Annotated in this window: 12 protein-coding genes; all 12 read right to left on the bottom strand. The window is 73.0% G+C overall.

The genetic code is table 11. The annotated features are described in order from the left end of the window. The coding region (locus ACWGE1_RS25760) for a cytochrome P450 (protein ID WP_453422860.1) at positions 1 to 1137 on the bottom strand (1137 nt) is incomplete at its 3' end. 29 nt (positions 1138 to 1166) lie between these two features. Further along, positions 1167 to 1835 (bottom strand): response regulator, encoded by a 669-nt coding sequence (locus tag ACWGE1_RS25755; RefSeq protein ID WP_453422859.1) that lies wholly within the window; start codon positions 1833 to 1835, stop codon positions 1167 to 1169. Beyond that, positions 1832 to 3169 (bottom strand): sensor histidine kinase, encoded by a 1338-nt coding sequence (locus ACWGE1_RS25750; RefSeq protein ID WP_453422858.1) that lies wholly within the window; start codon positions 3167 to 3169, stop codon positions 1832 to 1834. Before ACWGE1_RS25750 ends, ACWGE1_RS25755 begins: the two co-directional genes overlap by 4 nt. Positions 3170 to 3257: 88 nt before the next feature. After that, positions 3258 to 3929, bottom strand: a complete 672-nt coding sequence (locus ACWGE1_RS25745) for a response regulator (protein WP_453422857.1) — start codon at positions 3927 to 3929, stop codon at positions 3258 to 3260. Further along, positions 3926 to 5263: a sensor histidine kinase gene (locus tag ACWGE1_RS25740; RefSeq protein WP_453422856.1), complete on the bottom strand. Its 1338-nt coding sequence runs from the start codon at positions 5261 to 5263 to the stop codon at positions 3926 to 3928. The genes ACWGE1_RS25745 and ACWGE1_RS25740 overlap by 4 nt, the downstream gene beginning before the upstream one ends. Positions 5264 to 5273: 10 nt before the next feature. Further along, on the bottom strand, positions 5274 to 6476 hold the full coding sequence (locus tag ACWGE1_RS25735; protein ID WP_453422855.1) for an acyltransferase family protein: 1203 nt from the start codon (positions 6474 to 6476) through the stop codon (positions 5274 to 5276). Next, the gene (locus ACWGE1_RS25730; RefSeq protein ID WP_453422854.1) at positions 6469 to 7518 is read right to left on the bottom strand and encodes an alpha/beta hydrolase; all 1050 of its coding nucleotides are present in this window, start codon (positions 7516 to 7518) and stop codon (positions 6469 to 6471) included. Before ACWGE1_RS25730 ends, ACWGE1_RS25735 begins: the two co-directional genes overlap by 8 nt. Positions 7519 to 7736: 218 nt before the next feature. Further along, positions 7737 to 8342 carry a LysE family translocator gene (locus tag ACWGE1_RS25725; RefSeq protein ID WP_453422853.1) on the bottom strand — a complete coding sequence of 202 codons (606 nt, stop codon included), beginning with the start codon at positions 8340 to 8342 and terminating at the stop codon, positions 7737 to 7739. A gap of 5 nt (positions 8343 to 8347) precedes the next feature. After that, the gene (locus ACWGE1_RS25720; protein ID WP_453422852.1) at positions 8348 to 8737 is read right to left on the bottom strand and encodes a nuclear transport factor 2 family protein; all 390 of its coding nucleotides are present in this window, start codon (positions 8735 to 8737) and stop codon (positions 8348 to 8350) included. A 98-nt stretch (positions 8738 to 8835) separates the two neighbouring features. Further along, a complete protein-coding gene (locus ACWGE1_RS25715) occupies positions 8836 to 10989 on the bottom strand; it encodes a protein kinase domain-containing protein (protein ID WP_453422851.1) in 2154 nt (717 codons plus the stop codon). Positions 10990 to 11015: 26 nt separating this feature from the next. After that, positions 11016 to 13256 (bottom strand): protein kinase domain-containing protein, encoded by a 2241-nt coding sequence (locus tag ACWGE1_RS25710; protein ID WP_453422850.1) that lies wholly within the window; start codon positions 13254 to 13256, stop codon positions 11016 to 11018. Next, positions 13256 to 14194 carry a serine/threonine protein kinase gene (locus ACWGE1_RS25705; protein WP_453422849.1) on the bottom strand — a complete coding sequence of 313 codons (939 nt, stop codon included), beginning with the start codon at positions 14192 to 14194 and terminating at the stop codon, positions 13256 to 13258. Before ACWGE1_RS25705 ends, ACWGE1_RS25710 begins: the two co-directional genes overlap by 1 nt. Positions 14195 to 14213: the final 19 nt, after the last annotated feature.

Genomic DNA, 14213 nt, shown 5'->3' with positions numbered 1-14213 from the left:
CCGCAGTGGCGGGACTCCGTCCGCCAGCAGCGCCCCGAACGAGGCCTCCAGCTCCCGCCGCGCCAGCGGCGCCCCGAGGCAGTAGTGGATCCCGGCCCCGAAGGTCAGGTGCGGATTGTCGGCCCGTACGAGGTCCAGCGCGTCGGGGTCGCCGAAGCGCGCGGGATCCCGGTTCGCGGACCCGAAGAGCAGCGCGACCTCGGCTCCGCGGGGGACGAGGGTGTCCCCGATCCGGATGTCGTCGAGCACCCAGCGCTCGAACATCTGGAGGGGAGTGTCGTACCGCATGAGTTCATCCACAGCTGTGGACAACTTTTCGGGTCCGTGGCCCGCACGGAGCGCGGCGAGCTGCTCGGGATTGCGGAACAGCGCCCACCAGCCGTTGACGGTCGTGTTGACCGTGGCCTCGTGCCCGGCGTTCAGCAGGAGCACACAGGTGGAGATCATCTCCTGCTCGCTGAGCCGCCCCTCCTCATCGTGGGCGGCGATCAGCCCGGAGATCAAATCCTCGCCGGGGCGGGTGCGCCGCTCGGCGATCAGCCGGCGCAGGTACGCGCTGAACTCCACGCTCGCCCGCACGGCGCGCCGCGCCGTCTCCTCGTCCGGCCGGAGCTCGAACATCCCGCAGATGTCCGCCGACCAGGGCCGCAGCAGCCCCCGGTCCGCCTCGGGCACGCCCAGCAGCTCCGCGATCACCGCCACCGGCAGCGGCTCGGCGACGACGGTGAGCAGGTCCCCGCCCCCGTCCGCGCGCAGCCGCCCCACCAGCTCCCCGGCCAGCCGCTGCACGGCGGGCACGAGCCGCTCCACCGTCCGGGGGGTGAAGGCCTTCGCCACCAGCCTGCGCACCCGGGCGTGCGCGGGATCCTCCAGATCCAGCAGGCCGTTGCCGTTGAGCACGTGGAACGGCTCGTGCTCCGGCGGCGGCGCCTCGCGGCCGAACTCCTCGTGCGAGAACCGGTGGAGGTAGGTCCGCCCCAGCCTCCGGTCCCGCAGCAGCGCACTCACATCGGCGTAATGCGGCACCAGCCACTGCCCGGTGGCCTCCCACCACACGGCCCGCCCCTGCTCCCGCAACTCCCGGTACGCCGGATACGGATCGGCGACGAACGCGGCATCCCACGGATCAAAGCCCATCCCCGCACCCTAAGGGGCGGCCCCGCCGATCAGGAGGGAGTCACCAGGCGGGTCTCGTACGCGTACACCGCCGCCTGGGTCCGGTCCCGCAGGCCCAGCTTCACCAGGATCCGGCTGACGTGGGTCTTGATGGTGGATTCGGCGACGACCAGCCGGTCGGCTATCTCCGCATTGGACAACCCCTGCGCGATCAGCACCAGCACCTCCGTCTCCCGCTCCGTGAGCTCCCCCGCGCCCCCGACGCCCCCCGCGTCCGTGAACCTGCGGGCCTCGGAGATCTTCGAGAACTCCACGATCAGCCGCTTGGTCACCGAGGGCGCGAGCAGTGCCTCCCCGGCCGCCACCACCCGCACCCCGTCCGCCAGCTGACGGGCCGACGCGTCCTTGAGGAGGAACCCGGAGGCCCCGGCCCGCAGCGCCTGGTACACGTACTCGTCGAGGTCGAAGGTCGTCAGGACCAGCACCTTCGCGTCCGTGTCCGCGGCCACGATCTCCCGCGTGGCCTCCAGCCCGTTCATCAGCGGCATCCGGATGTCCATCAGCACCACGTCCGGCCGCAGCGCCGCCACCTGCGCGATGGCCTCCCGGCCGTCGACGGCCTCGCCGACGACCTCGATTCCGTCCATCGCGTTCAACAGGACGGAGAAGCCCTCGCGCACCATCATCTGGTCGTCGACGATCAATACCCTGATCGTCATGCCGTCTCCTCCCGTGGCTCCGCCCCCAGCTCCGCGCGGTGGCGCACCGGTATGAACACCGCCACCTCGTACCCGCCCGAAGGCGTCCGGCCGGCCGTCATCTCCCCCTCCAGCATGGCCACCCGCTCCCGCATCCCGGTGATCCCGTGCCCGGCCCCGGGTGAGGGCCGCGCGTCCCCGGTCGCCGGATCATTGACGATCCGTATCCCGATGCCGCCCAGGACGTAGGAGACCTCCACCCCGGCCGCCGCGCCGGGCGCGTGCCGCAGGGTGTTGCTCAGGGCCTCCTGGATGATCCGGTACGCCGACAGCTCCACGCCCTGCGGAAGCTCCCGCACCGCGCCCGTGATCGTCTTCTCCACGCTCAGCCCGGCCTCCCGCACATTGGCCAGCAGCCCGTCCAGCGAGGCCAGCGTGGGCTGCGGGGCGTCCGGGGCCTCATAGTCCGCGGAGCGCACCACACCCAGCACCCGCCGCAGCTCCGTCAGCGCCGCCACCGCGTTCTCCCGGATGGTGACGAATGCCGCCTCCAGCTCCGGCGGCGGGTTCTTCACCCGGTACGGCGCAGCCTCGGCCTGGATCGCCACCACCGACATGTGGTGGGCCACCACGTCGTGCAACTCCCGCGCGATCGTGGTCCGCTCCTCCAGCAGCGTCCGCTTGTCCCGCTCGACGGCCGTGACCTCCTGCTGGGCGCTCACCTCCGCCTTCGCGTGCCGGCGTATCTGGATGCTGCCGGCGATCACCAGGGCGAAGGCCGAGACCAGTGCCATCTCCGGCAGGTTCGATCCCCAGTGGTTCTTGATCAGTACGGAGATCGCGGTTCCCAGCACGAGGGTGAGCGTCCACATCCAAGCCGCCACCCGGGTCCCGGTCCGCAGCGTGACGAGGAACATGACCACGACGTACGAGCAGAAGCTGCCATCGGTCCAGGGCCAGTTGTAGCCATTGCCGAGGCCGGCCGTCACCACCGTCATCGCGATGGCCGCCCACCACGCACCGACCGGCCGCACCAGCGTTATCAGGACCGGGGCCGCGGCCAGCATCGCCATGGCGATCGGCCCCATGTCGCCCCAGGCGGCCGACTGCGTGTTGAGGGCGATCAGCGCGACGAGGAAGGCCAGGACCCCCACCGCCGCATGCCGCCGCCACGGCGCATACCGGCGCAGCACCCCGGGAAGCCGGCGCACGAAGCGCCCGGAGGTCTCCGCCGGCGGCAGCGGCCGGTAGGCGAAGGCATCGGTGACGAGATCCCGGCGCAGGGTCGCGATCACCTCAGATGCCAGTCGGAACTCAGGTGCCCGGGATGTCCCCCCGGTGGTCGTCTCGGTCATGCACACCACCGTAGGTCCGTACCGCCCTGGTCCGCGTCGCCGCCGATGGGGATTTCCCGGGGTCCCTCTCAAGTACTACGCGGTCTCCTCAGTAGCCCGTCGGGCGGATCAGGCCCGTCTCGTAGGCGAACACCGCCGCCTGCGTGCGGTCCCGCAGGCCCAGCTTCACCAGGATCCGGCTCACATGCGTCTTCACCGTCTGCTCGGCCAGCACCAGGTGCTCCGAGATCTCGGCATTGGACAGTCCCTGAGCGATCAGCGACAGCACCTCGGTCTCCCGCTCGGTCAGTGCCTCGATCCGGGCACGCGACGGCGCACGCGGCGCCCCCAGCCGGGAGAACTCCGTGATCAGCCGCTTCGTGATGTTCGGCGAGAGCAGCGCCTCGCCGGCCGCCACCACCCGCACCGCCTCGGCGAGCTGGTCGGCCGACGCGTCCTTGAGCAGGAACCCCGAGGCCCCGGCCCGCAGCGCCTCGTACACGTACTCGTCGAGATCGAAAGTGGTCAGCACCAGCACCTTCACCGCGGCGTCCGGAACGCCCGTGATCACGGACGTGGCCTCGATTCCGCCCATCCCCGGCATGCGGATGTCCATCAGCACCACGTCCGGGTCCAGCTCGGCGACCTTGGTCACCGCATCGGCCCCGTCCACCGCCTGCCCCACGACCTCTATGTCGGGCTGCGCGTTGAGAAGCACGGTGAAGCCCTGCCGCACCATCATCTGGTCGTCGGCGATCATCACCTTGATCGGGGTGCTCATGAGGCCCTCTTCGTCTCGGGGTCGGGGACCGCGGGGAGGTCCTGCGGATCCATCGGGAGTACGGCGCTCACCTCGTACCCCCCGTCGGGGCGAGGGCCTGCGGCCAGCTCACCCCCCAGCATGCCTGCCCGCTCCCGCATCCCCAGCAGCCCGTGCCCCGCTCCGGGCGACGGCGGGGCCGGCCGGGTCGGCGCGGTGTTCGCGATGCACAGGTGCAGCTCGCGCGGCCCGTACGCGATGCCCACCTCCACCCGTGAACCGGGCGCATGGCGCAGACAGTTGCTCAGCGCCTCCTGCACGATCCGGTACGCGGTGAGCTCCACGCCCGGGGTCAGCGGCCGCTGTATCCCCGCGATCTCGGTCGTGACATCGAGCCCGGCCCCCCGCACGTTGTCCACGAGGTCGTCCAGCTCGCCGAGGGTGGGCTGCGGATGCTGCCGGGTCGCGGGATCGTCGGGCTGCTCGGAGCGCAGCACGCCCAGCACCCGCCGCAGCTCCGTCAGTGCCTCCAGCGCGTTCTCCCTGATGCCGGCCAGATTCTCCTTGAGCTCCTCGGACGGGTTCTCCACGAGGTGCGGGGCGACCTGCGCCTGGATGGAGATCACCGACATGTGGTGGGCGACGACGTCGTGCAGTTCGCGGGCGATCCGGCTGCGCTCCTCCAGCAGCGTGCGCCGGGCCCGCTCCTCCTCGGTGAGGGTCTCCTGCTCGACGAGCTCGCCGCGGGCCAGCCTGAGCGCCCGCAGCGCGTATCCGAGGACACCCACGAAGCCGAAGAGGAGGCTGGCGCCCAGGGAGGCGATCTGGCTCCCCGCCGGATGGAAGGTGAGCTCGGCCGCTCCGGTGAGGGCGAGCGAGAGGCCGACGACCCATATGGTCACCCGGGGCGGCACCCGCAGGGCGACCAGCAGCAGCACCGGGGCGAACGCGAATATCCCGCCCGGCGTCCAGGGCCAGGTCTGGCCCTGCCCGACGTTGGCGTGGATCTCCCAGGCGGTCAGGCCCGCGGTGATCAGACCGAGCCACCAGCTGGCGATCGGGCGGAACATCGCGAGGACGATGGACGCCCCGGTCAGGAGAGCGAGGACCAGGGGCGGGCCGCCCGTGACGTCGTAGTGGTCCTGGAGCTGCTCAGTGGTCAGGAAGCCGAAGAACACCGCCGCGTAGGCGACCAGTACGTGCGGCAGAATGCCCAGCCATCGCGGCCTCGTCATCTTCGGAAGGGGATCCTGGCGCACGGTGAAGAGCTCCTGGACCAGCGGCCGGTGCGGGACGCTGTCGTTCGCGGGTACGGAGGGTCGGGCCGGGGCCAGGGGTGCGCGCTGCTCGTTCACAACGGCCACCCTAGGCATGGGTGATCCTCTTGACGGCAGGGCGTGGGGCGCCCGAACTGCGGCCGCCCCGGGCCCTGACGGCCGAGGGCCGGGCCCGCCGGGCCTGTTCGTGGTTACGGAACGCGGCCCAGCAGAGCATCAGCGCGGCGGCGAACACCGGCAGCCACAGCAGCCGGGCCGCTATCCAGCCCATCGAGTCTGGCACCGTGTGCAGCCCGGGCAGGTCGGCCGAGACCAGCAGCCCGAGGGCGGTGACGGCCATCATCGCGGTCTGGTGCCACAGGAAGACGGTCATGGCGGAGAGGTTCAGCAGGGCCACCTTCGCCCAGGTCCTCGGCCGTCGCATGGCCCGCGCCAGCGGCTCGCGCACCAGCAGGGCCAGCCCGCACTGGGCCAGCCCGAAGGCGGCCGCCGCCAGCGTCGGCGGGTTCAGATTCGATACCGCGGCCCCGGGGACACCCACCATGGAGGCCGGGTACCCGCCCCAGAGGACCAGCGCGGCCGTGGCCACGACACCCGCACCGAGCAGGAGCAGCGCCGGCTCGCGCCGGGCGAAGGCCCCTCGGGACCAGGCGGCGCCCAGGGTGAAGGGGACGAGCCAGCCGGCGGCCACATTGACCCAGCCGATCCACTCAGGCCCCTCCAGCCCGAAGCGCCACACGTCCACGGCCGCCACCACGGCCAGCGGCCACAGCGGGCTGAGCCGGGCCACGAGCGGGGTGGCGGCGGTGAGCGCGGCGAACACCAGCAGGAACCACAGCGGCGACAGCACCAGCCTGACCAGCGAACGGACGGTGTCGAACTCCGCCCCGCCGATCAGCATCGCGCCCGCCACGACCGCCCAGAGGACGAGCACCGCGGCGACCGGACGGAACAGACGCCCCAGCCGCTGCCCGAGCCAGGTGCCGTACGGGACCCCGCGCCCGCGCGCCGACTCGTACCCGTGGGCGGCGAGATGGCCGCCGACCAGGAAGAAGACGGACAGCGTCTGGAACACCCAGGAGACCGGGGCCAGCCACGGCATGTGGGCCAGCGGGCTGGTGGTGCTCAGACCGCCGTCGTGGGCGGTCAGGGCGGTGACCAGCCAGTGGCCGAGGACCACGCCGAGGATCGCGAAGGCCCGAAGGGCGTCCACGGTCCGGTCACGGTCGGCCGGGGTGGCCGCATCGATGCCCACCGCAAGGGCGGACCAACGGGCGCGGAACTTACGCATGGTCTGCCTCCGGGCCGGGAGCGGTGGTGCCGAGGACGATGGCGGCCAGGCTGTCGAGGGACGCGGTGCCCGGCTTGAGGTAGTCGCTGTGCCCGACGGCGCCGGCGGCGAAGGCCCGTGCGCCGAAGGCCGGGTCGACCGGGTCGGTGCCGAAACCGATTCCGCCGAGCCGGACGTGCGGGACGTTGCCGATCCAGTCGTCGCTGCCCCGGCCCGCCCAGACCCGGGCGCCGGTCGGCAGCTCCCGGGCGGATCCGGCCCCCGTGCCCGGGCTGCCGAACAGCGCCATGTCGCCGACCGCGGGTCCGGTCCCGGTCCGGGCGCAGACCACGGAACCGTAGGAGTGGCAGAGGAGCGAGAGCTTGGCGCCGGGCGCCGACATGTCCCGCAACCGGTCCAGGAAGGGGGCCAGTTCGGCAGCGGCCTCGTCGGCCCGGCCGGCGCCCAGAACCGTGGTGCTCACCGTGCCGGGGGTGTCGTACCCGAGCCAGGCGACCACGGCGGAGCGCGGATGCTCGGCCTGCAGGCGCTGCTGGAGGGAGACGGCCCCGGCACGGAACCTCGCGTAGGTGTCCAGGGTGGTGTCGGACCCGGGCACCAGGACGGCGACCCGGTCGGCGCTCTCCAGCTCGCCGAAGACCTCGACCGCCCGGCCCTTCCCACGGCCGTCGAAGGCGAGGAACTGCGCTGCTCCGGCCGCCTCCATGGCGTGCAGCCTGGCTGCCCGGCCGGGGCGGTCGGCATCCTCGGCGGTGCGGATCGCCTCGGCGATGGCGGCGCGGTTGGCGGCGTACCGGCTCTGGGGCGCGGTGCCCTCGGCGAACGCGACGGGCGCGGGGGCCGGGACGTTCGGCGAGGCGGCGGCGGATATGGGGACGACAACGGCTGCGGCGACCAGAGCGGCCAGCAGCGTGCGGCGGACCCGGCCGCCGCCGGACCCCGCCCTGCCCGCGCCGAGCGCCTCGCCCGTCCCCGCGCCTGTCGCCGTGCCCGTTGCCGTCCCCGCACCCGTTGCCGTCGCGGTCCCCGTCCCCGTTGTCATGGCCTCTTCCTTCGGTTGCCGGAAGAGCCGTCAAAGCTCTTCTCTGCTACTGAAGTTAGAAATCCGGGTCCGTGGTCGGCGTCACGCCAGGGAGCTGTGTTCGCGCGTAGCTCTCAGGTATGACGGGGGATACCTGAGAGGCACAGAGACAGAGACAGAGAGACAGAGAGACAGAACAGAGAGGCGACGGCGGTAGGGCGCATCACGACGTGACGACGTCACGTCGTCGCCACCCGCACCCCGAAGGCGATCAGGACGACCCCCGTCACCCGGTCCAGGGTCCGCCGGACCCGCGGCCGCGTGAAGAACCGCCGGGCGCGCGAGAGGACGTACACGTACGTCCCCAGCCAGACCACCGTCAGCAGCACGTGCAGCACGACCAGCAGCGCCATGCCGGCCGCCGGCCGCAGGCCCGGCGGGGCGAGGGCGGGCAGCAGCCCCGTGTAGAAGACGGCGATCTTGGGATTGAGGACGTTGGCGACCAGGCCGGTCCGCCAGGCCCCTGCGCCATCCGCTCCCGGCCGCTCGCCGACCGGCTCCGCTCCCGGCCGCAGCAGCGACCGGATGCCGAGCCAGCACAGGTATGCGGCCCCGGCGAGCTTCACCACCAGGTACACCTCGGCCGAGGCGGCGAGCAGCGCCGCGAGCCCCGCCACGGTGAGGGCGCCCCAGATCAGCAACCCGACGGCGATCCCGGCGACGGTGCGCAGGCCGTCGCCGCGCCCCCGGGTGACGGCCCGTTTCGTGACGATCGCCATGTCCGGGCCGGGAACGAGGGTGAGGAGCGCCAGGACGCCGGTCGCGCCGAGAAGAGCGGTGAGCACGCGGCTCAGTCTGCCACCAGGGGCTCGACGTAGCCCGCCCGCCAGCGGGGCGCCGGGTCCTGGCCCGGACTGGTCCAGTACTCCCTCGCCCCCACGACCTGCCCGTCCCGCACGGTCCACAGGGAGACGGCCCGGTAGACGACGTGGTCCTGGGGTATCTCCACCTCGGTGACCACCAGGTTCCCGTCCGCCAGGATCCGCAGCAGTTCCACGGATCTCTCGTCCGGATAGCCGTCGTCGCTGTTGACGGCTATGAAGTTGGCGCGGCCCACGATGCGCTCACCGCTCACGGGCCATTCGATGACGGCGTCCTCGGCGATGAGCCCCGCCACGCCGTCCCAGTCGCGTGCCTCGATCCGCTCCCACAGTTGTGCCACTACCTTCAACGGCTCCATGTGCCGCAGTGTCCGGCAGCCCCGTTATACGTAACAAGCTTTGCCTGCAGGCTTATTGACTTCGCCACAATCGACGCGATCATCCGCCGCGGGCGTTCTCAGAACACGGGCAGGGCGCCGAGCGTCGTGCCGTCCAGCAGGAACACGCGGTTCCCGTCGCCCTGGATCCAGTAGCGGTCGGGGTTCTTGATGATGGGGAACACCCACGGCGTCCGGTTGTCGGGGGAGACGTCGACGACGTTGATCCCCGCTTGGGTCCGGTTGACCGTGACCGACCAGAGCCCGCTTCCCTGGACGACGAGCGGGCTGGGCGGATCGCACTCCAGGAGGGAGTTGTACGCCCAGTCGGCCGGCTTCCCGTCCTTGAGGCCGATGCGGAGCGGGTTGCGGAGGATGGACGCGTACACGTCCGTGCCGTGGACGGTCGGGGGACCCCAGAAGACCGTGGTGCTGTTCTTCGGTTCGAGGTTCTGCGTCGCCCAGATTTCCTCCCCGTCGACGATGTCGACCGCACAGAGGTGGTTCCCGGCCTCGCAGAGGGTGCGCCCCGACAGGGCCAGCTTGGCCCGGCCGTCGGCCGAGCGGTCGCGCCGTTCCCACGCCTTGCGGCCGTCGGCCGTGCCGAGGGCGATGACGTGTCCGTCCGGCGTGGTGAGGACCAGTCGGCCCTGGGCCACCAAGCCGCGCGTCGCGGCCTTCGTACCGAGGTCCGCGCCGGCCCGGACGGTCCAGCGGATCTTGGCGTCGGACCGGCCGATGCTGCGCACCCGGCCGTCCTTGGTGATCACGTACACCGCATCGTCGTCGGCCGCGAGGAGGGACGCGGCCTCCGCGGCGGACGTCCACTTGGGCTCGCCCGTCGAGGCGACGAAGGTCACGAGGGCGCCGTTGCGGTCGGTGGCGACGACCAGCCGGTCGGAGAGCGACAGGTACCGGTTCGCCGCCACGACCTCCGGCGCCGACCAGCGCGGACTGCCGTCCACGACGCTGCGCGCGGCGATACCGCCCTTCGCGTCCCCGGCGATGACGACGTCGCGTACGGGCAGGGGCGCGGGCGAGTCGTCGGCGAGGGCCGAGGGGACGCTCCAGAGCGGTTCGGGAGTCTGGCCGAGGACGTAGTCGCCCTTCCCCGCGTTCAGGACACGGGCCTCCGGCGTCCGCACGGCCGCCGGGATGTTGAAGGGGTCGCGCCGGATGCGGTCCGCCGTCCAGTTCCATATGGCCGCGGTGCTGCCGACGGCGACCACGGCCCCGCCGACCGCCAGGCCGGTCAGCAGAAGGCGGCGGGAGACCGGGCGCGGTGCGACCGGGCCCCCGCCGGTCCCCGGCACCACGTCCCCGCCGGTCCCCGGCAGCGCCCCCGACACCACGGTGGTGAGGCGGTGCAGGCTGTGCTCGCGGGTCGTGATGTCCTGTGCGATCGGGCCCGCCCGCCACAGACGCTCGGCGTCCCGAGGCGGCGCCGAGAACTGCACGATCTGTTCGGGAAGGGGCCGCGCCGCCGGATCCTTCGCCAGACACGGCCGGATCAGCGGCTGGAGCGCGGACGGTACGCCGTCCAGCCGCGGCTCGCCGTGGACGACCTCGTACTGCACGGCGGCGACGTGCGCACCCTCGTACGCGGGTCGCCCGCTCGCCGCGTACACCAGCACGGCGCCCAGGGAGAAGACGTCCGCGGGCGGACCGACGCGCCGGCCGAGGGCTTGCTCGGGCGCGCCGTACCCGGGAGTGACCGGGGCCTGGCCGGTGGTCGTGAGCGTGAGCCCGTGTTCGGGACGGGCGATGCCGAAGTCGATGACGCGGGGACCCGTCGCGGTGAGCACGATGTTGGCGGGCTTCAGGTCCCGGTGGACGAGGCCGGCGGCGTGGATGTCCCGAAGGGCCTGGGCCAGCGTCGCCGCCAGGGCCCGTACCGTCGGCTCGTCGAGCGGCCCGTGGGAGCGGACGGCATCGTCGAGCGTCGGACCGGTGAGGAACTCCGTGGCGATCCAGGGCCGCCCGCCCTCGGTCCGGGAGTCCAGCACGCGGGCCACGGCCCCGCCGGTGACGGCCCGGGCCATCTGGGCCTCACGGGTGAACCGCCGTGCGAGGTCCTGGTCGTGCGCGAGGTGGGGGTGCAGCACCTTCACGGCGGCCGCCCGGCCCTCGACGTCCTGACCGACGTAGACCTTGCCCATGCCTCCTTCGCCCAGCACGGCGAGGACGCGGTACGGACCGAGTCGGATCGGATCTCCGGATTCCAGGGGCTTCATGGCCTGTGACGACGCTTTCTGTGGGCTCAGTCGAGGGGGTAGGCGGCGGCGTGGTTCTCGCCCAGGGCGATGAGCCGGCGGGCGGATTCGTGGGCGAAGTACGTCGCCCCGGCGGCCTTGACGGCCTGGGCCACGACGCCCGTGCGGACGTCCGCCGCCACCAGCCCGGACGCGCCCTTGCCGTACACGTACCGGATGCCGACGACGGGCGGGACGTCGAGGTCCGCGGCCGTCACCGCACGCCCCTTCTCCGCCCACCGCAGCGCGCCGGTCCCGGCGTCGACCGCGACGAGGCCGCCGCCCTCCTGCACCGCGTGGACCACGCCGTCCTTGACGGCCGGCGGGCTGTACTGCGTGCTCGGCGATTCCTTTCCGAAGCGCCAGGTTTCCTTCCCGTCGGCCAGGGACAGCGCGAGGAGACCCCCCGCCGACGGGTACACGTGCCGGCTGTCGACGGCCGGACGTGCCCGGCTGAACGCCGGCTGTTTGCCGTCGAGGGGCCGCTCCCACCGGGCTTTGCCGGTCCGGGCGTCGCGCACGACAAGGCGAGGTTCCCCGTCCGCGGCCTGCTGGACGAGCACCAGATGGTCACCCACGACACGGGCGGACAGGAAGTGCAGGTGCCCGGACTTGTCCGGCCGGGCGGGGAGCGGCACCTCCCAGAGCTTCCTGCCCGAGCGGGCGTCGAGGCCCAGCAGGAACCACGTCTGCTCCTTCAGGAAGCCGTCCATGCTGTGGGGCCCACGGCCTCCTGTGAGGTAGAGGGCGTCGCCCGTGGAGCAGAGCAGCTGGGTCCCGTAGAGGTTCGCCCTCAGGTCCCCCACCTCGGCGAACGGAGGATTGACCTTCCCGCTGGCCGGATCGACGACGGAAACGGTGAGCGGATCGCTCTCCTGGAGGGTGTAGCCGAGGGCATGGATCTGCTTGCCGTCCGTGGCCATCCGGCGCATGAAGTAGGCGCCGGACTCGGACCACTTCGGCTTGCCGGTAGCGGGGTCCAGACCCTGTACGCCGTACTCGCCCACGACGAGCAGTCCGTCCAGGACCAGCGGCGCGGGCGGTACGCGGGGATCGGCGTAGCTGATCTGCGTCTGCCAGAGCATGTCCCACCGGGGACCCTGCGCGCCGGCCGGCGGCTTCGGGTCCGTGCCGCCGTCCCGGCGCCCCAGCCAGGCCCAGGTTCCGGCTCCGGCGGACGCCACTCCCAGTACGGAACCTCCCCCGAGCGTGAGGAGCTTGCGGCGGGACGGGCCGGACGGCCGGGACGGGCCGGACCGGAGGGAAGGGGCGGGCACGGTGGACGCGGGGAGCGCGGAGTGCGGGGCGCCGTTCGGCGCGTTGCCCGCGAGGGTGTCCTGCGGCGGCGGGGCCGGGAGGCGATGGGGCCGGGCCTGCCAGACGCCTCCGGCGCGGCGGGCGATCTCGCCGAGCAGGGACTCGGGGAGATGGTCCGCGAAATGTCCCTGCCCGTCCCGGAGCAGCTCGCCGAGGGCGCTCGTGGTGGGGCGGTCCGCGGGGTCCTTGCCGAAGCAGCGGGTCAAGGCCGGGATCAGGTCCGCGGGGACCCCCGTCAGGTCGGGGTCGGCGTAGCGGACGCGGTAGAGGAGGTCGGCGGGCGCTCCCGTGCCGAAGGGGCCGTGGCCGGTGGCGGCGTACGTGAGGACGCCGGCGAGGGCGAAGACGTCGCCCGCGGGGGTGTGTTCCTGGCCGGTGGCCTGCTCGGGGGACATGAAGGCGGGCGTGCCCGCGGCGGCACCGGTACGGGTGAGGCGGTCGTCGCCGAGGGCGCGGGCGATGCCGAAGTCGATGACCTTGGGACCGTCCGCCGTGATCACGATGTTGGAGGGTTTGAGGTCGCGGTGGACGACGTCCGAGGCGTGCAGCTGGGACAGCGCCGCGCACAGCCCGGCTCCCAGCGCGCGCACCGCGGGCCCGGGCAGCGGGCCCGCGAGGGTGACGGCGGCGTCGAGGGGCGGACCGATCACGTACTCGGTGGCGAACCAGGGGGTTTCGGCGTGCGGATCGGCGTCGAAGACCCGGGCGCCGTGCACGGGGCCGATGACGCGGGCCGCATCCACCTCCAGGCGGAAGCGGGTGCGGAAGGCGGGGTCGCCGGCGAGGCGGGTGTGCATCGTCTTCAGCGCGACCGTGCGGCCCGCGGCGGAGCGGGCGAGGTAGACGGTGCCCATGCCGCCGCTGCCCAGGCGGGCGATGAGGCGGTAGGTGCCGAGCCGGTGCGGGTCGTCGTGGGTGAGGGGGGAGAACATCAGCCGTCTCGGTCCGGGGCAGCGGGGGGCGGGAGTTCGGCGGCGAGGACGTGCGCCGACTGGCGGGCGAGTGCGGCGACCACCTGGGCCGGCAGGGGGATCGCGGTGGCGGGGTCCAGGGCGGTGGCCCGGTGCGCCGCCGTGCTCGCGGCCGACGGTGCGGCGGCGAGGTGAGCGACGTGGGCGAGATGGGCGAGGTGGGCGTGGGCCTGGTGCGCCTGCGGACGCCTGGCGGGTTCGCGGGAGAGGCAGGCCGTGACGAAATCACGCAGGGAGGGCGGCAGTTCGTTGCGCTCGGGAACGGTGTGGCCGGTGCTCGCGCAGGCGAGCACCGCCCCCAGGCCGTACATGTCCCCCGGCGGGCCGGGCCGTTCGCCGGCCGCCTGCTCCGGGGCGAGGCTGCCGGACTCCAGGCCGGGCAGACCGCTGCGCCGCTCGCCGTCCGGGGCCGCGGCCCGTACCGCCCCGTAGCAACTCAGGCGCGGTCCTGCGGCGGTGAGCAGTACGGCCGCGGGGGACAGGCCCGCGTGCGTCACGCCTTGTGCGTGGGCGGTGGCCAGAGCCTGGGCGAGGACGGCGCCCAGCGCCCGTACGACCGGCTCGGGCAGTGGTCCGCCGTGGGCCTGCAGCGCGGCCGTGAGGGGGAGGGCCGGGACGTACGGTGTAGCGCACCAGGGGAGGTTGTCCGCGCTGCGGCCGGTCTCCGCGACCGGCAGGAACCCGGGGACCGCGAGCGCGCGGGCGCCCTCCGCCTCGGCCGCCCAGCGGGTGGGATCGGCACCGTGGCGGGGGACGCAGACGAGGAGCGTGCGGTCGCCGTCGGCGCTGCGGGCGATGAAACGGCGTGCGGGGACGGCCCGTTCGGACTCCGCATCGAGGCGGGCGAGGGTGACGTAGGGCCCGGTCCGCGGTGGGTCGTCATGACGCAGTCGTTCCATGTGCGAACCTCCCCCAGGT

It is taken from the genome of Streptomyces sp. NPDC054932 (assembly GCF_053610205.1).
This window is presented reverse-complemented; position numbering and strand designations above follow the sequence as displayed.